The sequence below is a fragment of the Xanthobacter sp. 126 genome, from assembly GCF_000526175.1.
Classification (GTDB): Bacteria; Pseudomonadota; Alphaproteobacteria; order Rhizobiales; family Xanthobacteraceae; genus Xanthobacter; species Xanthobacter aminoxidans.
This window is the reverse complement of the sequence record NZ_JAFO01000001.1, coordinates 2,513,534-2,534,700: the sequence shown is the minus strand read 5'-3', so window position 1 is coordinate 2,534,700 and position 21,167 is coordinate 2,513,534. Positions and strand designations below refer to the sequence as shown.

At 67.8% G+C, this 21,167-nt stretch carries 23 protein-coding genes; 9 read left to right on the top strand and 14 right to left on the bottom strand.

What is annotated here, in order from left to right:
- Positions 1–220 precede the first annotated feature (220 nt).
- Positions 221–2,257, top strand: a complete 2,037-nt coding sequence (locus XAN126_RS29285) for a D-alanyl-D-alanine carboxypeptidase (RefSeq protein ID WP_029877089.1) — start codon at positions 221–223, stop codon at positions 2,255–2,257.
- 15 nt (positions 2,258–2,272) lie between these two features.
- On the opposite strand, the gene XAN126_RS0112090 is transcribed toward XAN126_RS29285, so the two are convergent.
- Entirely contained in the window at positions 2,273–2,962 is a 690-nt protein-coding gene (locus tag XAN126_RS0112090; protein ID WP_245272248.1) for a DnaJ domain-containing protein, read from the bottom strand.
- A 104-nt stretch (positions 2,963–3,066) separates the two neighbouring features.
- Positions 3,067–3,801: a hypothetical protein gene (locus XAN126_RS0112085; RefSeq protein ID WP_024278853.1), complete on the bottom strand. Its 735-nt coding sequence runs from the start codon at positions 3,799–3,801 to the stop codon at positions 3,067–3,069.
- Positions 3,802–3,955: 154 nt separating this feature from the next.
- Between XAN126_RS0112085 and panC the strand changes: the two genes are divergently transcribed.
- Entirely contained in the window at positions 3,956–4,801 is an 846-nt protein-coding gene (gene panC, locus XAN126_RS0112080) for a pantoate--beta-alanine ligase (RefSeq protein ID WP_024278852.1), read from the top strand.
- A 17-nt stretch (positions 4,802–4,818) separates the two neighbouring features.
- On the opposite strand, the gene XAN126_RS0112075 is transcribed toward panC, so the two are convergent.
- Both XAN126_RS0112075 and metC read right to left on the bottom strand, forming a co-directional pair.
- Complete coding sequence (locus XAN126_RS0112075) at positions 4,819–5,013, bottom strand: hypothetical protein (RefSeq protein ID WP_024278851.1); 195 nt, start codon at positions 5,011–5,013, stop codon at positions 4,819–4,821.
- 80 nt (positions 5,014–5,093) lie between these two features.
- The gene (metC, locus tag XAN126_RS0112070; RefSeq protein WP_024278850.1) at positions 5,094–6,308 is read right to left on the bottom strand and encodes a cystathionine beta-lyase; all 1,215 of its coding nucleotides are present in this window, start codon (positions 6,306–6,308) and stop codon (positions 5,094–5,096) included.
- Positions 6,309–6,486: 178 nt separating this feature from the next.
- Here metC and XAN126_RS0112065 point away from each other — a divergent pair, with 178 nt between their 5' ends.
- The 4 genes from XAN126_RS0112065 (at position 6,487) to XAN126_RS0112050 (ending at position 11,118) form a co-directional block, all read left to right on the top strand.
- On the top strand, positions 6,487–7,497 hold the full coding sequence (locus XAN126_RS0112065) for an amino acid ABC transporter substrate-binding protein (RefSeq protein WP_024278849.1): 1,011 nt from the start codon (positions 6,487–6,489) through the stop codon (positions 7,495–7,497).
- 127 nt (positions 7,498–7,624) lie between these two features.
- Positions 7,625–8,920, top strand: a complete 1,296-nt coding sequence (locus XAN126_RS0112060; protein ID WP_024278848.1) for an amino acid ABC transporter permease — start codon at positions 7,625–7,627, stop codon at positions 8,918–8,920.
- Position 8,921: 1 nt separating this feature from the next.
- Entirely contained in the window at positions 8,922–10,331 is a 1,410-nt protein-coding gene (locus XAN126_RS0112055) for an amino acid ABC transporter permease (protein WP_024278847.1), read from the top strand.
- Positions 10,332–10,341: 10 nt separating this feature from the next.
- Positions 10,342–11,118: an amino acid ABC transporter ATP-binding protein gene (locus XAN126_RS0112050; RefSeq protein WP_024278846.1), complete on the top strand. Its 777-nt coding sequence runs from the start codon at positions 10,342–10,344 to the stop codon at positions 11,116–11,118.
- A gap of 87 nt (positions 11,119–11,205) precedes the next feature.
- Here XAN126_RS0112050 and XAN126_RS0112045 read toward each other — a convergent pair whose 3' ends face one another.
- From XAN126_RS0112045 to XAN126_RS0112020, 6 genes are all read right to left on the bottom strand, one after another.
- The gene (locus tag XAN126_RS0112045) at positions 11,206–11,535 is read right to left on the bottom strand and encodes a lipid-A-disaccharide synthase N-terminal domain-containing protein (RefSeq protein ID WP_024278845.1); all 330 of its coding nucleotides are present in this window, start codon (positions 11,533–11,535) and stop codon (positions 11,206–11,208) included.
- Positions 11,535–12,281: a glycosyltransferase gene (locus tag XAN126_RS0112040; RefSeq protein ID WP_024278844.1), complete on the bottom strand. Its 747-nt coding sequence runs from the start codon at positions 12,279–12,281 to the stop codon at positions 11,535–11,537. The genes XAN126_RS0112045 and XAN126_RS0112040 overlap by 1 nt, the downstream gene beginning before the upstream one ends.
- Positions 12,278–13,240, bottom strand: a complete 963-nt coding sequence (locus XAN126_RS27155) for a phosphatase PAP2 family protein (protein WP_024278843.1) — start codon at positions 13,238–13,240, stop codon at positions 12,278–12,280. Before XAN126_RS27155 ends, XAN126_RS0112040 begins: the two co-directional genes overlap by 4 nt.
- Positions 13,237–14,970 (bottom strand): glycosyltransferase family 39 protein, encoded by a 1,734-nt coding sequence (locus XAN126_RS0112030; RefSeq protein ID WP_051460594.1) that lies wholly within the window; start codon positions 14,968–14,970, stop codon positions 13,237–13,239. Before XAN126_RS0112030 ends, XAN126_RS27155 begins: the two co-directional genes overlap by 4 nt.
- 195 nt (positions 14,971–15,165) lie before the next feature.
- Complete coding sequence (locus tag XAN126_RS29010) at positions 15,166–15,390, bottom strand: hemin uptake protein HemP (protein ID WP_024278841.1); 225 nt, start codon at positions 15,388–15,390, stop codon at positions 15,166–15,168.
- A gap of 237 nt (positions 15,391–15,627) precedes the next feature.
- Positions 15,628–15,864 (bottom strand): Lrp/AsnC ligand binding domain-containing protein, encoded by a 237-nt coding sequence (locus XAN126_RS0112020; RefSeq protein ID WP_024278840.1) that lies wholly within the window; start codon positions 15,862–15,864, stop codon positions 15,628–15,630.
- A gap of 124 nt (positions 15,865–15,988) precedes the next feature.
- Between XAN126_RS0112020 and thiD the strand changes: the two genes are divergently transcribed.
- Entirely contained in the window at positions 15,989–16,801 is an 813-nt protein-coding gene (gene thiD, locus XAN126_RS0112015) for a bifunctional hydroxymethylpyrimidine kinase/phosphomethylpyrimidine kinase (protein WP_029877086.1), read from the top strand.
- Positions 16,802–16,906: 105 nt separating this feature from the next.
- Positions 16,907–17,521 (top strand): XRE family transcriptional regulator, encoded by a 615-nt coding sequence (locus XAN126_RS0112010; RefSeq protein ID WP_024278838.1) that lies wholly within the window; start codon positions 16,907–16,909, stop codon positions 17,519–17,521.
- 34 nt (positions 17,522–17,555) lie between these two features.
- Here XAN126_RS0112010 and XAN126_RS0112005 read toward each other — a convergent pair whose 3' ends face one another.
- The 4 genes from XAN126_RS0112005 to XAN126_RS28725 form a co-directional block, all read right to left on the bottom strand.
- Positions 17,556–18,713, bottom strand: a complete 1,158-nt coding sequence (locus XAN126_RS0112005) for a hypothetical protein (protein WP_024278837.1) — start codon at positions 18,711–18,713, stop codon at positions 17,556–17,558.
- A 106-nt stretch (positions 18,714–18,819) separates the two neighbouring features.
- Positions 18,820–19,254 carry a DUF1489 family protein gene (locus XAN126_RS0112000; RefSeq protein ID WP_024278836.1) on the bottom strand — a complete coding sequence of 145 codons (435 nt, stop codon included), beginning with the start codon at positions 19,252–19,254 and terminating at the stop codon, positions 18,820–18,822.
- Between the two features lie 10 nt (positions 19,255–19,264).
- Positions 19,265–20,278: a hypothetical protein gene (locus tag XAN126_RS0111995; RefSeq protein ID WP_024278835.1), complete on the bottom strand. Its 1,014-nt coding sequence runs from the start codon at positions 20,276–20,278 to the stop codon at positions 19,265–19,267.
- Positions 20,279–20,496: 218 nt separating this feature from the next.
- Positions 20,497–20,634, bottom strand: coding sequence for a hypothetical protein (locus XAN126_RS28725; protein ID WP_197023034.1), 138 nt, complete (start codon positions 20,632–20,634; stop codon positions 20,497–20,499).
- A 220-nt stretch (positions 20,635–20,854) separates the two neighbouring features.
- Here XAN126_RS28725 and XAN126_RS0111985 point away from each other — a divergent pair, with 220 nt between their 5' ends.
- Complete coding sequence (locus tag XAN126_RS0111985; protein ID WP_024278834.1) at positions 20,855–21,157, top strand: DUF3253 domain-containing protein; 303 nt, start codon at positions 20,855–20,857, stop codon at positions 21,155–21,157.
- The last annotated feature ends 10 nt before the right edge of the window (positions 21,158–21,167 follow it).

Sequence of the window (21,167 nt, the reverse complement as noted above, 5' to 3'; positions counted from 1 at the left end):
ATTATGCACTGCACAACGAAAGTCAAGCGATATGGTGCACCGCACAATATGGCAGAGGCGCCCGGTTTACGCCTTGGTAACTCCGCGTTTTTAGGGTCAGGCACTGGTCGCTTCCCTGGACCTCCGGTGCGACGCACAAGCCTCTCACAAGGCTTCCCTGTCACATCGGTCTTCCGGAAAAGGGGCGGCGTCTGCGACCAGCGACACGGGACAAAAGTACATGCGTTACGCTCGCGGCGGTCTGCCACATTGCTCGAAAGCCCTTGCCCTTGCGGTGCTTGCGGCCTTCTCCCTGACGGCAACGGTGGCCGACGCGAAGCCGCGCAAGAAGACGCAGGTGGAGCGCAGCGCGAAGTCGTCCTCCAAGTCCGCGTCGAAGTCCGCATCCAAGTCGAAGCCATCCTCCAATACCAAGACCGCTGCCGCTGCGGACCCGGACGGTGGGCGCTGGCGCTACGGCTCCGCCGCCATCATCGTGGACGGGAATACCGGCAAGGTGCTGTACGAGGAAAATTCGGACGCCCTGCGACATCCTGCCTCAGTCACCAAAATCATGACGCTTTACCTCCTGTTCGAGCAGCTGGAGGCCGGAAATCTTCGCCTCGACAGCAAGTTGGAGGTATCCGCGAAGGCGGCGTCGCAGCAGCCCTCCAAGCTCGGCATGAAGCCCGGCCAGACCCTTGAAGTGGAAGACGCCATCAAGGCGATCGTCACCCGCTCGGCCAACGACGTGGCGGTGGTGATCGCGGAAAATCTCGCCGGCTCCGAGTCCGCCTTCGCCGAGGCGATGACCGAGAAGGCCCACGCCCTCGGCATGAGCCGCACGGTCTATCGCAATGCCTCCGGGCTGCCGAACGTGAACCAGGTGACGACGGCCCGCGACCTGTCCATCCTCGGCCGCGCCATCCAGGAGCGCTTCCCCAAGCAATACAAGTACTTCGCCACCCGCACCTTCTATTATCGCGGGCAGGCCATCGGCAATCACAACCGCCTGCTCGGCCGGATCGACGGCGTGGACGGCATCAAGACCGGCTACACCAATGCCTCGGGCTACAATCTCGTCACCTCGGTGAAGCGGGACGGCCGCTATCTCGTCGGCGTCGTGCTCGGCGGCTCCAGCGGCGGTTCGCGCGATGCGCGGATGACCAGCCTCATCAGCCAGAACCTGCCCACCGCCTATGCCGGCGGCCGCATCGCGCCGAAGATCACCGAAGTGGCGGACAACGCCTTCTCCATCAGCAAGCCCGGCACCTTCAACGCGCCCATGCCCATCGTCGCCGCCCGCGACGACGTCCAGCCCCATGCGGTGGCGCCGCTGCCGAAGCCGGCCGTGGTCGAGGCCAACGCCGAGCCGACCACCACCGCCTCCATCCCCGCCAAGCCCGCCGCGCGCACGGCCAATCAGACCGTCGCCGCCGCAGCGCCTTCGGCTCCCCTGCCCCAAGTGAAGCCCGGGTCGGCCGAGCCCATCAAGCCGGTGGCCGTCAAGACCGTCGCCATCCAGAAGCCCATCGCCGCCAACGTGGCTGCTGCGCCTGCCGCCGCCCCCGCCCCGGTCCAGGTGGCCGCCAACACCCAGTTCACCTCCGCTCCCTCGGGCGTCCTCGGCTATCTCGGCCCCTCCCGCCTTGCCCAGTCGCCTGCCGCCGCAGCCGCGACCGCCGCGGCCGAGGGCCGGGCCCACGCCAAGCCGCAGCAGGTCGCCGCGCGCACCGATGTGCCCGCTCCGGCCACCCCGCCGTCGGGCAAGGACAATTCACGGCTCGGCGCGCACGACGCCGCCGCCGAGCAGGCCATGCGCGCCGCGCGCATCGCCGCCATGGAGCCGGATGATCCCTATGCCCGCGCCCTGCGCGCCGCCCGTGAAGGCGTGGTGGACAACCGCGCCAACCCGCAGGCGGTCCAGCAGGCCGCAAAGCCGGTGCGCACGGCCTCCCTCGCCCCGGTGGCCGAGCCCCAGCCCGCGCCTGCCGCAGCCCCCTCCCAGCGCAGCCACGTGCCGGCTTCCGCCAAGACCGGCTGGAGCATCCAGATCGGCGCGTTCGATGCCGAGCGCGCGGCCCGCACCAAGCTTGATGCCGCCCGCACACGGGTGAAGTCGGCGCTGGCCGGCGCGGACCCCTACACCGAGAAGGTGACCAAGGGTTCGACCGAACTCTACCGCGCCCGCTTTGCCGGGTTCGATGAGAAGTCGGCCAAGGAAGCTTGTCGTTTACTCAAGCGTAACGATTTCGACTGCATGCCTATCAGGAATTGAAGTTCTGACAGAGAATCAGAGATGCTTGCGCAAGATCACGTCCTTCGCTCGGTTGATCCTCGCCGCGAGATAATCGGAGCCCCCATGATCGGGGTGGAGCTTCTTCATGAGGGAGCGGTGCGCCGCGCGGACAGCTTCCGCGCTCGCGCCCGGCTGAAGGCCAAGGATCTGATAGGCCTCCTCCTCGGGCATCGCAGCGTCCAGGCCACCGCCTCCGCCCATATCCCCCGCACCCGCGTTTCCCTGTGCGTTCTCACGCCAGGCGGGCGCCCGGCGGTCGAGATAAGCTTCGAGTAAGGCGAGCGACTGCGCATCGCACTGCGGGCGCAGCGCCACCAGGGAGGGGATGTCCAGCTCCTCCAAACGTCGCCCGGCATGGACGCCGGCAAGCACCGTTCCCCGCATGTCCCCGGTGGAATGGTCCAGTTCCATCTCGATCATCGCGGTGCGCACGCCCGAGGTTTTCGGTGCGCTCCGCCGTTTGAACAGCCCGCCGAGATAACCGCCGATCCCCTGCGGATCGAGCCGCCCCAGGAGGGCGATGCCCACCGCCCCGAGCGGAATCGCGATGCCGATCCGCCCTGTCACCAGAGCGCCTGCGGCGCCGAGAAGGGCGGCATAGGCCAGCGTCCGCATCATGGCGGCGATGAGGGCCTTCGGATCGGCTTTGGTCCAGACCGAAAGGCCATAGAGGCCGATCAGCAACAGCAACGCACCGGCGACAAGGCTAATCACGCGGAACTCCGGATCGGGTCGCCGCGCCCCTGCGCCGGCGGGATGGTTTCGAAAGACGGGCGAAACGCCACCGGTCAGCGGCCCATGGCGGCGATGAGGCGACGGGCCCCGTCGTCGCGGCGGGACGTCAGCGCCATCTGGCCGCCGGCCGCATAGGCGGCGACCGCCGCGAGCAATTGGCGAAGCTCGCCGGGGGCCGAGGGATCGAACCGACACCACACGCCACCTGTGACCTGCGCAAGGCCGCGGAAGACGTCTTCCACGCGCCCGTCGTGGCCTTCCTGGAACATGAACAGCTTCACGCCGCGCAGGGCGAGCTGCCCCGCGGCCTCCTTCAGCCCCGCCGGGTCTTCCTCCACCGCGTCGCCGACGAAGACCGCGGCACGCAGCCCCGAGCGCTCAGCTTCCTTGCCGAGATGGCCCAGGATGCGGTTGATCTGGGTGAGGCCGCCCATGCACGAGATGCGCCGCATCAGCCCGCCCAGCGTCGCGGCATCGCGCACGAAGGGGGAGGCGCGGCACTCATCCTGTCCCCGGTAATAGACGATCTGCATGTCGAGGCCGCCATGGGCGGCAGCGGAGGCGAACATGTCCGCCTGGATGTCGCACGCGAGCGTCCATGTGGGCTGGCGCGAGCCGGTGGCATCGAGTGCGAAGGACAGTCTGCCCCGCCCATCCGCAGGGCGGGCCGGCGGCATGCTGCGGGCCGCGGCCAGGAACGCCTCCACCTCGGCCGAACCGGAAACCGGAACCGATCCGGCGGCTTTGGTTTCCGCCAATTTCCCCTTGCTGTCGTCGCGCGTGGCCATGCGTTCCTCTCTGTTCCCACACATAAGCCGCATCGAACGGCGCACCAAGGCCCCTCCCCCACCCCTCCGGATGGCGGCAATGGCTTGAAGCGGACCGGCCCAGGGCCTATCTGCACCCCCCAGCGGCCGGACGCCGTATCGAGGGGATGGGACGATGGCGACTTTGCCGAGGGTTGTGGGCCGCGTGCGCGAACTGAGGTCGGCGGTGGCCGGCTTCCGGGCCGAGGGCTCCAAGGTGGCGCTGGTGCCGACCATGGGCGCGCTGCATGTGGGTCACATGGCGCTCGCCGAGAAGGCGCGGGAACGCGCCGGCCGCACCGTGGTGTCGATCTTCGTCAATCCCACCCAGTTCGCCCCGCATGAGGATTTCGACAAATATCCCCGCGCACTGGAGGCGGACCTCACCAAGCTCGCCGAAGTCGGGGTCGATCTCGTCTATGCGCCCACGTCGACCGAGATGTATCCGGCGGGCTTTGCCACCCGCATCAGCGTGGGCGGCCCCTCCGAAGGGCTGGAGACAGATTTCCGCCCGCACTTCTTCGGCGGCGTGGCGACCGTGGTGGGCAAGCTCTTCATCCAGTGCGCGCCCGACTACGCCATGTTCGGTGAGAAGGACTACCAGCAGCTCAAGGTGGTGACGCGGCTGTCGAGGGATCTCGATCTCGGCGTCGAGGTGGTGCCGGTGCCGACCATCCGCGAGGAGGATGGCCTCGCCCTCTCCTCCCGCAACGCCTATCTCGACGAGGAGCAGCGCAAGATCGCTCCTGTGATCTACGCCGCGCTCACACGCGCCGCCGAGCAGATTCGCGCGGGCACGGAACCGCAGGCGGCGGTGGCCACCGCCTCCGGCATGATCTCCGCGCTCGGCCTCGAGGTGGACTATGTGGCGGCGCGCAACGCCGAGACTCTGGCGCCGCTCAAGGACGCCAAGGAGCCCATCCGCCTGCTCGCCGCCGCATGGCTCGGCCAGACCCGGCTAATCGACAACATTCCCGTGTGAAGACCATGGGCGGCGGCCTAGACCGCCCCCATATAGCTCGCCGCGAAGCCGATCACGACCAATGCGATCCCGACGGACAGGACCACGAGCATGCGTCCGGATGTGAGGCCCTGCCTGGCCTTGGCAGCCGTCTTCACCGGCCCCCCGTCCACCGTGTGGCCATCGGTGCGGTGGAATTCCACGTCCTCGCGGGCTTCCTTCGGATCTTGCATGGCGTTCTCCTGACGGTGTTGTGTTCCGTTAGGAGAACGCTCCCCGGCGCCATGGGTTTCCCGTGGCGCCGGCGAAGGCTTTAGCCTGCGGCCACCTCGCGCATCCGGGCGAAGGCCTGGACGAGGTCGGCCTTGAGGTCGGCGGTGTCCTCGAGCCCGATATGCACGCGCACCGCCGGCCCTTCCACCTCCCACCGCGTCGCGGTGCGGTAGTCCTTGCAGTCGAAGGGGATGGTGAGACTCTCGTATCCGCCCCAGGAATAGCCCATCCCGAACAGCGTCAGCGCATCGAAGAAGGCCGCGACCGCCTTCTCGGGCACCGGCTTCAGGATGAGGCTGAACAGCCCGCTGGCGCCGCAGAAGTCCCGCTTCCAGATGGCATGGCCGGGATCTGACGGCAGCGCGGGATGCAGCACACGCGAGACTTCCGGCCGCGCGGCGAGCCACTCGGCCATCTCCAGCCCCGCCTTCTGGTGGTGGGCGAGCCGCACCGCCAGTGTGCGCAGGCCGCGGGCGGCGAGCGCGATGTCGTCGGGACCGACCGTCATGCCCAGCGCGCTGTAGGTGGCGCGCACCTTGCCGAGGGCGGAGCCGATGGCGGAGATGGTGCCGATGCTCACGTCCGCATGGCCGCAGATGTATTTGGTGCCGGACTGGATCGAGATATCCACACCGAACGCATGGGGCTTGAAGAAGACCGGCGTCGCCCAGGTGTTGTCGATAAGGGTCGTGATTCCGCGCGCCTTCGCCACCGCGACGATGGCCGGCACATCCTGCATCTCGAAGCTCTGGGAGCCGGGCGCCTCCAGGAAGATCGCCTTGGTGTTCGGCCGGATCAGCGCCTCGACGCCCGCGCCGATCAGGGGATCGTAATAGGTGGTCTCGACGCCGAGGCGGGCGAAGAGCCCGTCGCAGAAATTGCGGGTGGGCCGATATACGCTGTCTACCACGAGCACGTGATCGCCGCTGCCGGCGACCGCGAGCAGCGCCGTCGTCACCGCCGAAAGGCCGGACGGGGTGAGCACCACGCCGTCACCGCCCTCCAGCGCGGTGAGCGCGACCTGCAGGCTCTCGCTGGTGGGGTTGCCGTGGCGGCCGTAGGTGTAGCGCGCGCGATGGTGAATGAGGTCGTCGTAGTTCGGGTAGAGCACGGTGGAGCCGCGCACCACCGGGGTGTTCACGAATCCGTCGAAGCGGCGGGGATCGCGGCCGGCATGGACGATCTTGGTGGCCGTGCCCCGCCCATCGCCTGACGCTCCGTCTGCCCCGTGGTCATCCCTGCTTGCGTCCGACATGCGCATCTCCTGTGGTCACGGCAGCTTGCGACCGGCCGGCCGCTATTGACCGCTCCGCTGTGAGGGGTTGTGATGGGCGGGATAGACGGCCTTGATCCGTCCGTCGAGCCATCTCGTGCCGGATCGCGGCGGGAGGCGGCCGCGGCAGGGCTCGTCGTCGCGAAAAAAGGAACCTTCCGTGAAACGCATCCTCCTCGCAGCAGCAGGACTTCTGTCGCTGGCCGGTGCCGTGCAGGCCGCGACCCTCGACGACGTGAAGGCGAGAGGCGCCCTCAACTGCGGCGTGACGCAGGGCCTGCCCGGCTTCTCCAGCCCCAACGACAAGAATGAATGGAGCGGGCTCGACGTGGACTTCTGCCGCGCCATCGCCGCCGGCATCTTCAACGATCCCACCAAGGTGAAGTTCACCCCCCTCTCCGCCAAGGACCGCTTCACGGCGTTGACCTCCGGCGCCATCGACGTGCTGTCGCGCAACACCACCTGGACCATGTCGCGCGATACCACCCTCGGTTTCAACTTCGCCGGCGTGATGTACTACGACGGCCAGGGCTTCCTCATCCGCAAGTCGGTGGGCCTGAAGTCCGCGAAGGAGCTGCAGGAGGCCTCCATCTGCGTGCAGACCGGCACGTCGAACGAGCTGAATGTCGGCGACTACTTCCGCGCCAACAACATGAAGTATCGCGAGGTCATCGCCTTCGCGACCCTCGACGAGACGGTGAAGGCCTATGAATCCGGCCGCTGCGACGTGTTCACCTCGGACAAGTCCCAGCTCGCCGCCGTGCGCCTCAAGCTCACCAACCCGGCCGACCATGTGCTCCTGCCCGAGACCATCTCCAAGGAGCCCCTCGGCCCGCTGGTCCGCCACGGCGACGACCAGTGGTTCGACCTCGTAAAGTGGACCTACTTCGCGCTGCTGAACTCGGAAGAGCTGGGCATCACCCAGAAGAACGTCGACGAGATGGTGAAGTCCGAGAATCCGGACATCAAGCGCCTGCTCGGCACCGACGGCAAGTATGGCGAGGGCATCGGCCTCACCCCCGACTGGGTGGTGCGCATCATCAAGGCGACCGGCAACTACGGCGAGATCTACGACCGCAATGTCGGTCCCGCCACGCCGCTCGGCATCGAGCGCGGCCTCAACAACCTCTGGACCAAGGGTGGCATCCAGTACGGCCCGCCGGTGCGCTGAGCGCATCCGCGGCCTGATGGCCCACGCCTTGCTTGAGAACTTGGCTTGAAGACGGGGCGGAGGACGCGGGCATCGTGCCCTCCGCCACCAAGAACACAGGCCAAAGGCCTGAGCTTTCGGGGGTTTCATGTCTGAAGTCAGCCCTGCCGCGCCGCCGCGGCCACGGGGCCGTCGCTGGTCCTGGACGGATCCCAAGCTGCGGTCCCAGGTGATCCAGATCACCGTCGCGGTCATCCTCCTCTGGTTGCTGTGGTCGTTCTATTCCAACGCCCAGTCCAACCTCTCCAGGCTCGGCATCGCCTCAGGCTTCGGCTTCCTCGACAATCGCGCCGGCTTCGCCATCAGCCAGTCGCTGGTCCCCTACAACGAATCCATGTCCTACGGTCGCGCCTTCCTGGTGGGCCTTCTCAACACGCTGCTGGTGGCCTTCCTCGGCATCATCCTCGCGACCCTCATCGGCTTCCTGATGGGTGTGGCCCGGCTGTCGAAGAACGTGGTCATCAAGGCGCTGGCCTCCGCTTATGTGGAGATCACCCGCAACCTGCCGCCGCTGTTCCAGATCATGTTCTGGTACCTCGCCGTGCTAGCCACCCTGCCGGGTCCGCGCCAAAGCTGGGGCTTCGGGCTGCAACCGCTGCTCGGCGCCATCGGCTCGGGCCTGTCCTCCATCGGCCTCGGCTTCCTCGGCGGCCCGCTCTCGACCTATGCCGCCACCCTCGCGGCACCCGGCGTGTTCGTGAACAACCGCGGCCTCGTGGTGCCGCGCCCGATCTTCGAGGACGGCTCCATGGCCATCCTCTACGCCCTCATCGCCGCCTTGATCTTGAGCTTCCTGCTCGGCCGTTGGGCAAAGAAGCGGCGGGAGGCGACGGGACGTTTCTTCCCCGTCTTCTGGACCTCCCTCGGCCTCATCATCGTGCTGCCGCTCCTCGCCTCCGCCGCGATGGACTTCCCGGTCGGCGTCGAGAAGCCGGAGCTGCGCGGCTTCAACTTCGTTGGCGGGCTGCGCGTCATCCCCGAATTCGTGTCGCTGCTGCTGGCGCTGTCCATCTACACCGGCGGCTTCATCGCCGAGATCGTGCGCTCGGGCATCCTCGCCGTGTCCAAGGGCCAGACCGAGGCGGCCCATTCGCTCGGCCTGCGCAACGGGCCGACGCTGCGCCTCGTCATCATCCCGCAGGCCATGCGGGTGATCGTGCCGCCCTTGACCAGCCAGTATCTCAACCTCACCAAGAACTCGTCGCTGGGCGTCGCGGTGGGCTACCCGGACCTGTTCGCCGTGTTCGCCGGCACCACGCTGAACCAGACCGGCCAGGCCATCGAGATCATCGCCATCATCATGGCGGTCTATCTCACCATCTCCATCGTCACCTCGACGATCATGGGCTGGTACAACAAGCGCGTCGCGCTGGTGGAGCGGTGACATGACGGACATCTCCGCCTCCCGCCCGTCCATCACCCCCGCGACGCCCTTCGTCTCGACGGCGTTCCACGAGCCGCAGCCGGCCCCGGTCGCGACCCGCGGCCCCATCCTGTGGGCCCGCCAGCACCTGTTCGGCTCGGTGCCTCAGGTGCTGCTCACCCTGTTCGGCATCTGGCTGCTTTATGTGACGGTGCCGCCGCTCATCAAATTCTTCTTGATCGATGCGGTGTGGACCGGCACGAACCGCGACGCCTGCCTCGCTGAGAAGCTCGGGCGGCCGGTGGGCGCCTGCTGGCCCTTCATCTGGGCCAAGCTCGACCAGCTCATCTACGGCTTCTACCCGGCCAGCGAGCGCTGGCGGGTGAATGTGGTCTACTGGCTCGGCGCCATCCTGCTGCTGCCGCTGCTGATCCAGAGCCTGCCCTACAAGAGGCTCAACGCGATTCTCTTCTTCGGCGTCTATCCGGTGGTGGCCTTCGTGCTGCTCACCGGCGGCAACCTCGATCTCCAGCGCTTCGTCCTCGGCTGGCTGGGCGTCGATTTCTCCACCATCGGCGGCGCGCAGGGTCTGCGGATCGGCTTCTGGATCGATTACGTCCTCTCCACCGTCCTACTGACGGCCATCGCCTACGGCATCTCCCGCTTCCTTGCGGGGCCGGAGGGCGGACGCTCGGCGGCGCAGACGACGCTCAGCGTGCACGGCGTTCTTGCCGTGGTGCTACTGGCGGTGGACATCGACACCGGCCTGCCTCAGGTCGAGACACGCTTGTGGGGCGGCCTGCTGGTGACGCTGGTGATCGCCGTCACCGGCATCACCGTGTCCCTGCCCTTCGGCATCCTCCTCGCCCTCGGCCGGCGTTCGCGGCTGCCGCTGGTGAAGTGGCTGTGCATCATCTTCATCGAGTTCTGGCGCGGCGTGCCGCTCATCACGGTGCTGTTCTTCGCCACCTACATGCTGCCGTTGTTCCTGCCCGGCCGCTTCACCATCGACGGCCTGCTGCGGGCGCTGGTGGGCGTTGCCTTGTTCGCCTCGGCCTACATGGCGGAAGTGGTGCGCGGCGGCCTGCAGGCCATTCCCAAGGGCCAGTATGAGGGCGCCATGGCGGTGGGCCTGCGCTCGGGGCTGATGATGCGCCTCGTGGTCCTGCCGCAGGCGCTGAAGCTGGTGATCCCCGGCATCGTCAACAACTTCATCGGCCTGTTCAAGGATACGACGCTGGTGCTGATCGTCTCGATCTTCGACCTGCTCGGCTCCATGCGGGCGGCCTTCACCGACCCCAACTGGGCCTCGCCCACCACCCTGTTCACCGGTTTCGGCTTCGCCGGCATCATCTACTTCGTCTTCTGCTTCGGCATGTCCCGGTATTCGATGGCGCTGGAGAAGCGCCTCGACCGGGCCCAGCGACACTGAGAGGGACTTCATGAGCACCGATCCCATCATCGCCGAAGTCGAGGCCACCGCCCCGAAGATCGCGGTCGAGATGACCGGCGTGAACAAGTGGTACGGCGACTTCCACGTCCTCAGGGACGTGAACCTGACCGTGGAGCGGGGCGAACGCCTCGTCATCTGCGGCCCGTCCGGCTCGGGCAAATCCACCCTCATCCGCTGCATCAACCGTCTGGAGGAGCACCAGAAGGGCCGCATCGTGGTGGACGGCATCGAACTGACCGACGACCTCAAGCGCATCGACGAGGTGCGCCGCGAGGTGGGCATGTGCTTCCAGCACTTCAACCTGTTCCCGCACCTCACCATTCTCGAGAACTGCACGCTTGCCCCCATGTGGGTGCGCAAGATGCCGAAGAAGGAGGCCGAGGATCTGGCGATGCACTTCCTCGAGAAGGTGAAGATCCCGCACCAGGCCCACAAATATCCCGGCCAGCTCTCCGGCGGCCAGCAGCAGCGCGTGGCCATCGCCCGTGCGCTCTGCATGCGCCCGCGCATCATGCTGTTCGACGAGCCCACCTCCGCCCTCGACCCCGAGATGGTGAAGGAGGTGCTGGACACCATGGTCTCCCTCGCCCAGGACGGCATGACCATGCTGTGCGTCACTCACGAGATGGGCTTTGCCCGTCAGGTGGCGAACCGGGTGATCTTCATGGATGCCGGGCAGATCGTGGAGATGAACGAGCCCAACGCCTTCTTCTCCAACCCGCAGCACGAGCGCACCAAGCTCTTCCTCAGCCAGATCCTGCACTGAGGAGGCGCTGGTCCCACAGCATGCCGCCGCCCTCCGGCCTCGCCGGGGGCCGGGGCCTGCGCCGGTTGCGGCTTGGAAAGGCGCGGCTTACGTCACCGCGCGGTTCGCGCGCCGCTCGCGCAGGGCGAACTGCAGGTTGCGGATGTAGATGAAGGTGGAGAGCGCCTGTCCCGCGATGAACACCGGGTCCTTGCGGTAGATGGCATAGACCAGCAGCAGCGAGCCGCCGCCGAGGGAAAAGGTCCAGAACGCGAAGGGAATGACCGAGCGCTGCGCCCGCTCGCTGGCGATCCACTGCACCACGAAGCGCATGGTGAACATGAACTGCGCGACGAGGCCGAGTGCCACCCACCAGTCGAACTGGTCAATGAACACTTCGTGCAGGTAAGTCCCGATCTGCGACAGGTAATAGACCATCACCCGCGCTCCACCACATGCGGCGTGCGGCGGCGGCGGACCAGCCAGAACACGCCGAACATGTCGATGATGCCGACCCACAGGCGGTTCCAGAACCCGTATTTGGATACGCCGTGCCAGCGCTCGCGGTCCACCACCTTCACGGTGAGGATGTCGTAGCCCTCGCGCCGCACCAGGGCCGCCATGAAGCGGTGCTGGCCGTCGAACATGGGCAGGCGCAGCTGCACCTCCCGGCGCACGACCTTGAGGCCGCAGCCGGTGTCGCGTGACCCGTCGTTGAGCAGGCTGCGACGGACCCGGTTGGCGAGACGCGACTGGAAGCGCTTGAAGCCCGTGTCCTTGCGCCCCTGACGCTCGCCCTGCACCATGCCGATGCTTGGTCCGCCCGCGTCCATGACGCGGACCATCTCGGGCAGATAGGCGGGGTCGTTCTGGCCGTCGCCGTCGAGCAGCAGGAGAAGATCGCCCCGGGCCGCCCAGGCGCCGGTCTCGACGCCGGCCGACTTCCCGCACGCCTTCGCATGCACCACGATGCGCAGATAGGGCCGTGTCTGCTGCGCCAGCCGAAGATTGGCGAGGGTGGCGTCGGTGGAGCCGTCATCCACGAAGATCAGCTCGAACGGTTCGAACGACAGCGCCGCATCGATCTCTTCGATCAGCGGCAGCACGTTGTCCGCCTCGTCCTTGACGGCGATCACCACCGACAGCCGCGGGGCCGCTGGGGTTTCGGAAGAAAGGGAAGTCAAGGTCTCGCCTCTTGGGCTGGAACGGCTGTGCTCATGTCTTGCGGCGGCGGGAGGGATGCTCCAGCCCGAGCGGGATTGACGGGAGCGAGGAGCCGCGCGAGCCGTCGCGCGGACGGCCCCGCCATGGGCACGATCGTCCCGCCCGCGTCAACCGCGAAGACGACGCGGCGAGCAGCGAACAGCTTGACCGTCCACAAGGCGGCGGCGGTCCCCAGCACAGCGCCGGCCACCACGTCGCTCGGATAATGGGAGCTGAGCACGATGCGGGTCGCCGCGATGGGAAAGGCGGCCACGAGGAGGATCGTCCGCGCCCGCGGGAACAAAGCGGCGAACGCCACCGCGGCCGCGAAGGTGGTGGTGGCATGCCCGGACGGGAACGAGGCGAAGCTCGATTTCCAGATCATGACATCGAACGTCATCTCCGGGCTCGGCCCCTTGATGTGCATGGCGGCGTGGGGACGCGCCCGGCCGAGGCTGTGCTTGACGATGGCCACCAGCAGCCCCACCGGCGCAATGGCGAGGAACAGGAAGCCGAGGCGCGCGGCGACGCTGGCGGCGATCCTCCGGGTCATCTCGTCACCCGCGTGGGTGAGCATCAACGCATAGGCGAGGCCGATGCCGAGCGGCCACAGCACCACCCCGCTGAAGCCGAGGTCCGTGACACGGTCGCTCATGACGACGAGCCAAGACGGGGCCTTGAGCCTGAGGCCGAGGGTGAGCGGGTCGACCAGCAGCATCAGTGCGGCCACCACGCCGACCGTCAGCGCCGCGAGCGCCAGCGCCTCCCAGCGCCCGAGAAAGCCGAGGCGCGGGCGCGGCACGCCGATGCGGCGCCCGCGCAGATAGGCGAGCCCACGTCCGATGGAGATGAGGAGCAGGCGCACGGCTTCTCCCACCCACCGCAACCCTGCGGCGAACGAACCGGACGGAGCCGCGCCGGTGCCGGCCTCCGGGCTCACGGGGCGGCCTCATCGGAGCGGAACACCGTGATGGAGGTGGATCGCCCGCCGTTGTAGGTGAAGCCGGAGATGGTCGCGACCGCGTGATACTTCAGGGCGAGCAGGCCCGCGTGCCGCTCGAAGGCGGGGGTAAAGCGCGCGTCCATGAAGGCTAGGGCGCAGCCGCCCTTCTTCAGCAGCGCCGCCGCCTCGTTGGGCAGGACGTAGTTGATCTGCGTCCCCACCAGGAAGACGAGGCTCGGTTCCTGATAGGGGAAGGACGCGACCTTGGCGGCCGGGCAGCCCTGCTGCTTCACCACGGCTGCGAGGCGCTCGGAAATCCACAGCGCCCGCATCTGCGGCAGCATGGTCTGCCAGACGGCGAGATAGAGCACCATGGCGCCGGCCAGGGCAGTGAGGAACGCCCCCTCGATGCCGACCCGCGGGAACGCCCGCGCCGCCCACCACAAAAGCATGACGCCCAGCAGCAGCAACGGCCACGCAGCGAGGCCGAAGCCGCTGCCGAAATAGAGGTAGGCCCCGCCCAGCCCCAGCGTGACCGCGATGGCGAGCCCCGGCCAGATCCACACCAGCCCGGCCAGTCGCGAGCCCGCCTGGACCAGCCCGCCCCGCTCGACGACGAGGGCCGAGAGGATTGCCAGCGCCGGATAGACCGGCAGCACATAGTGCGGGAGCTTGGTGACGGCGATCTCGAACACCACCCAGCTGGGCACCAGCCAGCACAGCAGAAAGCGCTCCGCCCGCCCGCGCCGGTGGCGCCAGACATAGGGCGCCGCCACTGCGGCAACCACGATGGACGGCCAGAACGTGCCCCACGCAGCGAGGAAATAGGTGCCCGGCGGCCCCCAGTGGCCTTCCGCGCCTTCGGCCACCTTGCCCATCATGTCGACGCCGACGGCCAGCTGGTAGAAGGCGCCGTTGGTGAGGAGGTAGATGGCGACAAACCACGGCAGCACCAGCAACAGGCACCACAGCAGGCCCGGAAGGGGCTTCAGCGGCCGCAGGAAGGCACCCGAGCGGTCCGCGATGGCGAGTGAGGCGATGGCGGGGCCGATGAACAGCGGAGCCACCGGCCCCTTCACAAGGATGCCCGCCGCAAGGGCGGTCCAGAAGATGAAGGCGAGGGTCCAGTCGCCCCGGCGCGCCTCGGGCGGGCGGACATAGGCCCGCGCCAGCGCTCCGAAGCAGGCGAGAATGGTGAAGAGCAGCACCGCGTCGGTCTTGGCGAGCCGCGCCTCCACCCCCAGCAGCACGCATCCCGCCATCATAAGGGATGCGAACAACGCGCCGCGGCGGGACAGGAAGACGAGGGCCGTCCAGTAGGTGAGCAGCACGGCGCCGATGGCCGCGACCAGCGACGGCAGGCGATAGAGCCAGATGGAGGTCCGGGCGGACGGCCCGATCACCGCCTCGCCGGCTTTCACCGTCGCGGCTTGCAACCAGTAGATGCCGATCGGCTTCTTGTACCGCACCTGGGTGTGGAAGCGGATGTCGACGTAATTTCCGCTCTCCAGCATCTGCTTCGTCGCCTGGGCGAAGCGCGCCTCGTCGCGATCGACGGGCGGGAGGCTGAAGAAGCCCGGCAGAAACGTGATGAGGGCGACCACCACCAGCAGCAGCACGGCACGGCCATGACGCGCCGACGCCGTGTCGAGGATCCCCACGAGGCGCTGCGGCAGGTCAAGATCGAACGCCCGCCGGTCGTCGGATGCGGGCTGTGAGATGGCCATGCTTCGGTCTGGATCCGCTCGAATTGGGCGCGGACAATAGCAGAAACGCCCGTGCCGAAAAGGACCGGACGGTCGTGCGCGAAAGCCGCCTTCCGCCGGAGCGCCTCCTCATGAAGAGCAAACGCGGCGAAGGAATGGCACCGGCCAAGCTCAAGGCGGACCGCGGCGCCAGATGGGATCGAAGCGTGGGCTGCGCTATTTGGTCAGGATCAGCTTGTTCTGCGCCGTGAGCCGCAACTGATACGTGTGCTCGCCGTGGGCGATCGTCACCAGCCGCCCGGCCGCGAACAGGTCCCGGCTGTCGAGCTGCGCGTCCACCATGGGGATGGTCCGGCAGGTTTCATCCGCGGGACGATAGGTCCACTCGCCACCGGCCTTGTCGTTATCGAGATGAGCGCTCCCGTGTTCGTACCTGTTCATTTTGAATCGCTCCAGATCCGGGCGTGGGCCACGACCAATGCTGAGGGTCGCGGCTCACTTTAGAAGCATTCAATACTTGAATACCACTGACTTATCCTTGAGTAATGCATGCGGCCTCCGCGATCAATCCCCGCGAAGCGCGTGATGTACTGGACGCACGGCTTCGCGCCCGCAGCTTCCGCTGCGTTCGCTCCGGCCGGCCCGAATGATGGCTTGGAATCGGTGCGCGAAGGCGCGTCAGAAGGCCTTGAAGGTGATGATGGTGCGGGTGTCCTGGATACCCGGAATGGTCTGCACCTTCTGGTTCACGTAGTGGCCGATGTCGGTGCCGGGCTCCACATAGAACTTCACCAGCAGGTCGAACTCGCCGGCCGTGGAATAGATCTCGGAGGCGATCTCCGCATTGGCGAGGGCATCAGCCACCTCGTAGGACTTCCCGAGCTGGCATTTGATCTGGACGAAGAAGGGAACCACGGCGTGCTCCGCTGGCGGCGGGATCGGAAGGCCCTCGCGGGCCGCGCCAAGGTGGACAAATCCGCCGGGACTGGCAAGGGTGGCGGCTCGATCATCCCTGCCCCACCGGAGCCTCACCGCGTCCATGAGCCGGCCCATTCCCATCGCCCTCACCATCGCCGGCTCGGATTCCAGCGGCGGCGCCGGCATCCAGGCGGACCTGAAGACCTTCTCCGCGCTGGGCGTCTACGGCGCCAGCGTCATCACCGCGCTCACGGCGCAGAACACGACGGGCGTCAGCGCCATCCACGACGTGCCGGATGATTTCATCGCAGCGCAGATGGATGCGGCGTTTTCCGATCTCGCGGTGAAGGCGGTAAAGATCGGCATGCTGTCGCGCCCCGGCGCCATCCGCACGGTGGCGGAGGGGCTGGCGCGCCACAAGGCGCGGCCGGTGGTGCTCGATCCGGTCATGGTCGCGGCATCCGGGGCGCGGCTGCTGAGCGACGATTCGCTGAACGACCTGCGCACCATCCTCATTCCCGCCGCCGATCTCATCACGCCGAACCTGCCGGAGGCCGGTGCGCTGCTCGGCCTTGAGGCCGCGCACACGGAAGAGGAGATGCAGCGCCAGGGCGCGGCCCTGCTGGCGCTCGGCGCCCGTGCCGTTCTCATGAAGGGCGGACACGGCGAGGGGCCGGAGAGCGTGGACCTCCTCGTCACGCCGGACGGCACGCGGCGGTTCACCGCCCCGCGCCATGTCACCCGCAACACCCACGGCACCGGCTGCACCCTTTCGTCCGCCATCGCTGCGGGGCTCGCGTCCGGGCTCGGCCTGCCTGATGCGGTGGAGAAGGCCAAGGCCTACATCACCGGCGCCATCGCCGCCGCCGACCGCCTCGATGTGGGCGCCGGCCACGGCCCGGTGCACCACTTCTTCCAGCTCTGGCGCAGCTAGGACGCGGAAAAACGCCCCTTTGCCTTGCGTCCCCTTCCCTCCCGCGCGCCCGGACGGTAACGTCCGCTGAAGCGAACGCTCGTTCGGTTGAAAGGATATTGGGGCATGGCCGTCAGGGAACGCGGGGGCAGCTCTCTCGAAACCGGCGCGCAGGTGATAACCGGGCAGCTGGGCAAGACCATCCAGCGCCTGCGCAAGGCCTATAACCTGTCCCTGTCGGACCTCGCCGAGCAGTCCGGCGTGGCGAAGTCCATCATCAGCCAGATCGAGCGCAACGAGACCAATCCGACGCTGGCCACCGTGTGGCGCCTGTCGCAGGCCCTGGACATGTCGGTGGAGCGGGTGCTCGCCTCCTCCGACGATGCGCCCTTCGTGGAGAAGCTCTCCCGCGCCGACACGCCGATCCTCCTCTCCGAGGACGGGCTGGTGCGCCTGTCCATCATCGGCTGGATCAAGACGGTGGAGTGGCTCCAATATTACGACATGGAGGCCGCGCCCGGCGGGGAGCTCGATTCCGACGGGCACCAGCGCGGGTCGGTGGAATGCCTCACCGTCATCGCCGGCACGCTGGAAGTGGACGTCGCGGGCCAGGTGGAGACGGTGAAGGAGGGCGAGACGGTGCGCTATCGCTGCGACCGCCGCCATGTCATCCGCAACCGAAGCGGCGCGCCCGCCCGCGCCTTCATGGTGTGCCTGCTCAAGGCCGCGGTTCTGGAGTGAATGGGGAGGGGCGCCACCTCCCCTTCACGCAAGCTCACTCGTCGGTCAGCGGGCCGAGGATGAGCATCTCCAGCTTCACCCAGTTGGCGAGCTGCGCGTAGGTCAGCTTCTCCGCCTTGAGGTCCCAGGTCACTTCCGAGCGGGTGGGGCCGACGCACTTGTCCCGGCCGTTGTCGCCCTTCACCCTTTTGCAGGCGTCCTCGCTGTCGTTGTAAAAGACGCGGCCGTAGAGGCCGGGCTTCGACTGGTCCGCGGACGAGAAGAAGGCGTCAGACTGCGCCTGCGCCGCGCTTGCGTCGAAGAAGGACTGGTCGGTGTTCACCGCCTGCTCGTTCCAGCGCAGGTTGTACTCGTAATAACCGGTATAAGGCTTCTTCTTGCCGGCCTTGTCGGTGAAGTTGCCGTTCTCCTCCACATAGCGGATCGAGCCTGACACGCGGTCCGTGAACGACTTGTCGGCGACGGGGTAGGCGAAGGTCACGCCATTGGCGTCGGTCAGCCAATTGCCCAGCTCGTAGTCGTAATCGAGGTTGCCGGAGACACGCACGTCCGGGAGGAAGGAGAAGGGGCCTGCCGCGAGTTGGGTGCGCTCGAAGCGCAGCGGATCGGGGTTCTTCACCTGGATCGACACCACCTTGCCGTCGACCATGCGGGAATAGATCTTGTCCGCCTCCTTCTGCGCCCGGCGGAGCTGCTCGGCCACCTCCCACCAGCGCGTCACGTTGCGGCCCTGGATGGAGCCGCCGAAGGGCGAGGAGGTCTGGTTGCCCTTCACCACATCGATGCGCAACCGTCCGGCGTCCGGAATGTAGCGGCCGTTGGCGTCGATCTGCAGGTCACCGCGCAGGATCGCCACCTCCCGCGCCACCTGGGAAGGGTTGGACGGGTTGATGACGTCGAATTTCACCGAATAGACGAGGCTCTTGCCCGGCGTGCGCTGCACCGAGCCCTTCAGGATCATCAGGTCGGCCACCGAGAGGTCGCTGATCTCGTAGAGATCGGTGCCGCTGGTGGAGCGCATGGAGCGGGAGTTGTAGTCCACCGTCATGGCGCCGGTGAGCTTCGCCTTGTCGGCGGGAATCTCCTTCAGCGCCTGGCTCTGCTGGGCCATCGCGGCGCCCGGCGCCGTCAGGCTGGCCGCGCACAGGCCGGCGGCACAGGCGAATATGGCCGGCGCGAAGCGGATGGTCATGTGGATCTCCCTCGATGGCACCGGGCGCGGGGGCACCGGGTGCTTCGGGGGCGGACCATGGCGAAGGCTTCCTGAACGGCAGATGACCAAGCGTCATCCGCCCCGTTCAGAGAAGGCCCAGATCGCGCAGCTCGCGGCTGAGGGCTTCGGGCAGATCGGCGGTGCCGGCGCTGGTGCCGAGATCGCGGGGCGCCTCCCGGTCGGCGAGGTAGCGCCAGCCCTGGAAGGGACGCGAGGGACGCGGCTCCACGCGGATGACGGCGAGATCGAGCACGAGGCCGCAGCGGCGCACCCCGTCCGGATCGACCACGGTCCGCAGCTCGAGCAGGCGCTGGCGTGCCGCCACTTCGCCCTTGATGACCCAATAGAGCGAGCCGCCGTCGATTAGCTCGTCCTTGCGGCTGGGCACCATGCGGGTGACGTGGATCTGCTCGAACGGGACCCCGGCCCGCCGGGCGGTATCGGCACGGTCGGCGATCCAGCCTTCGAGGTCGGCGATGGAGGTCGCGCCGACGCACAGCTTGATGAGGTGGAGCGCCATCGCGCCCGCGCTATTGGCCGTTCGGGGCGGCGGGTGCGCCCTCGGCGGCGGGTTCGGCTTCGGCCGGCGCCGCAGGCTGGGGCCGCGGACGGGGCGCGGCGGGACGCGGGGCCGGATTGGCCGGGGGCGTCGCCTGCGCGGCCGGGGTGCGCGCCGGGCGGGCGGGCGGCAGCGGCGCGCTGGGAGGCGGCGCGATCACGTCAGGATCTTCCGCCGCCGGGGCTGGCGCCGCCGCGGCCGGAGCGGGAACGCCCGGGGCACCGGGCTGGGCCGGGTGGGCTGGGTCAGGCTGGGTCACCAGCATGCCGAAGGGGCCCGTGCGTGGCGGCGGTCCCCCGGTCATGCCGCGGTTGCGCGCGTTGCGCTCCCACACCGGGGTATATTTGCTGACGAGGCTGGCATAGCGCCCCTCGTTCATGTTGGCGATGATGTGCGTCGGATCGCCGAAGATCGCGGCCTGCGGACAATAGCTCACCGTGCAGCCGGAGAAATCCACCAGCGCGGAAGCGACGAGGCCGTAGGGGTCCTGCTCCAGCGGCCGACGCCAGGCGATGATGCGCTCGGTCAGGTAGTCGGCCTTGCGGCGGCGCACGAACTCGAATGCGTCTTCGACCAGCGCCATGCGTGCGCGCACCATGGCGCGGGCGGCGGCCACCGTGTCCGGCCGCTCGAACAACACCGCCTCGCACACCCCCGTCAGGGATGGATCGGCGCCGATACAGCCGAGGGCCGGTGCCTGCGCGGCTGCGGAATCAAGGCCGGCGGCGCGGGATTCCAGCGACCGCGCTTCCGAGATGGCGGCAGCCTGGATGATCTGCTTGACCATGGCGCTGCCCACCGACAGGCCACCCAGTAGGATGCCGATGAGCACGAGCAGGGTCAGCGGGTTTTCATTGGGCTCCGACCGCACGAACAGCACAAAGACGAACACCGCCCCGATGACCATGGCCGCGAGCACGACCCAGCCCGGCACATCGAAATTGCTGTTCAGAATGCTGAGCGTCCGGTTCATCCATTCCAGCATGGCGCCCTCCGCGACGCAGCCCTTGGGACGCGGGCGAACGCCTGCGTCCCTGTTCCGGTTCCCGCCCCCACGATACGCCTACGGCTGCCGGTCGGGGCGCGGATCATTGTCCGGTCCGCCGCACAAAGGCAACGCGGCGCACCGGCGCGCAATTCCCATGGTAAAGGAAAACCCGTTCCCCCGGCCGCGAAGCCGCCCGGTGTTCCCGGCGGCCGCGTTCAGTGGGGCCGAAGCGCGGAGGCGTCGAAGCCTCCGTAGAGATAGATCACCGCGACGGCGACCAGAAAGACAGCAAGCGCAGTGCGCGCGACGCCCCAGCAGGAGCGGCGATGGGCATAACCTTGGCTGAGATCCATGATGGATAGCGGCTCTTTCGACGAGTCCCCGCGGCACGACGAGCGTCCCGCAACGCAACATTCATTAAGAATTTATGAACGCCCCGGCAAGCCCTGCGTCATGCTTCCTACGAACGGCTCGCATGCGAGAGCCGGGACTGCCGCAATCCACAGGCCGCCGGATCGGGGGGCGCCGGGTTTGCCCATGCGAAAATCCGCGCGGATGGGGTAGGACTTCCCCATGACCGAGAGCCGCCCCTCCGATTCGACCGCCAGCCATTCCCCTCTGCCCGACGATGAGGCCGCCGCGGCGCTGCTCCTGCGTCTCGCGGGCGAGGCCGGGCCGGGCAAGAGCATCGGCCCCATGGATGCGGCGCTGGCGCTGATGCCGAAGGACGAATGGCAGCGGGCACTGCCGGTGGTGCGCCGGGTGGCCGTCCGCCTCGCACTGGAGGGCCGGCTGATGATCTATCGCAAGGGCAAGGCGGTGGACCCGGCCGATTTCCGCGGCGTCTACCGCATCGGCCTGCCGCGCGACGACTGAAGCCGACGAA

Excerpts from the sequence above, each read along its gene's own strand:
- XAN126_RS29285 (WP_029877089.1), top strand. The coding sequence starts at position 221 with ATGCGTTACGCTCGCGGCGGTCTGCCACATTGCTCGAAAGCCCTTGCC.
- XAN126_RS0112085 (WP_024278853.1), bottom strand. The coding sequence starts at position 3,801 with ATGGCCACGCGCGACGACAGCAAGGGGAAATTGGCGGAAACCAAAGCC.
- panC (WP_024278852.1), top strand. The coding sequence starts at position 3,956 with ATGGCGACTTTGCCGAGGGTTGTGGGCCGCGTGCGCGAACTGAGGTCG.
- XAN126_RS0112075 (WP_024278851.1), bottom strand. The coding sequence starts at position 5,013 with ATGCAAGATCCGAAGGAAGCCCGCGAGGACGTGGAATTCCACCGCACC.
- metC (WP_024278850.1), bottom strand. The coding sequence starts at position 6,308 with ATGTCGGACGCAAGCAGGGATGACCACGGGGCAGACGGAGCGTCAGGC.
- XAN126_RS0112060 (WP_024278848.1), top strand. The coding sequence starts at position 7,625 with ATGTCTGAAGTCAGCCCTGCCGCGCCGCCGCGGCCACGGGGCCGTCGC.
- XAN126_RS0112055 (WP_024278847.1), top strand. The coding sequence starts at position 8,922 with ATGACGGACATCTCCGCCTCCCGCCCGTCCATCACCCCCGCGACGCCC.
- XAN126_RS0112050 (WP_024278846.1), top strand. The coding sequence starts at position 10,342 with ATGAGCACCGATCCCATCATCGCCGAAGTCGAGGCCACCGCCCCGAAG.
- XAN126_RS0112045 (WP_024278845.1), bottom strand. The coding sequence starts at position 11,535 with ATGGTCTATTACCTGTCGCAGATCGGGACTTACCTGCACGAAGTGTTC.
- XAN126_RS0112030 (WP_051460594.1), bottom strand. The coding sequence starts at position 14,970 with ATGGCCATCTCACAGCCCGCATCCGACGACCGGCGGGCGTTCGATCTT.
- XAN126_RS29010 (WP_024278841.1), bottom strand. The coding sequence starts at position 15,390 with ATGAACAGGTACGAACACGGGAGCGCTCATCTCGATAACGACAAGGCC.
- thiD (WP_029877086.1), top strand. The coding sequence starts at position 15,989 with ATGAGCCGGCCCATTCCCATCGCCCTCACCATCGCCGGCTCGGATTCC.
- XAN126_RS0112010 (WP_024278838.1), top strand. The coding sequence starts at position 16,907 with ATGGCCGTCAGGGAACGCGGGGGCAGCTCTCTCGAAACCGGCGCGCAG.
- XAN126_RS0112005 (WP_024278837.1), bottom strand. The coding sequence starts at position 18,713 with ATGACCATCCGCTTCGCGCCGGCCATATTCGCCTGTGCCGCCGGCCTG.
- XAN126_RS0112000 (WP_024278836.1), bottom strand. The coding sequence starts at position 19,254 with ATGGCGCTCCACCTCATCAAGCTGTGCGTCGGCGCGACCTCCATCGCC.
- XAN126_RS0111995 (WP_024278835.1), bottom strand. The coding sequence starts at position 20,278 with ATGCTGGAATGGATGAACCGGACGCTCAGCATTCTGAACAGCAATTTC.
- XAN126_RS28725 (WP_197023034.1), bottom strand. The coding sequence starts at position 20,634 with ATGGATCTCAGCCAAGGTTATGCCCATCGCCGCTCCTGCTGGGGCGTC.
- XAN126_RS0111985 (WP_024278834.1), top strand. The coding sequence starts at position 20,855 with ATGACCGAGAGCCGCCCCTCCGATTCGACCGCCAGCCATTCCCCTCTG.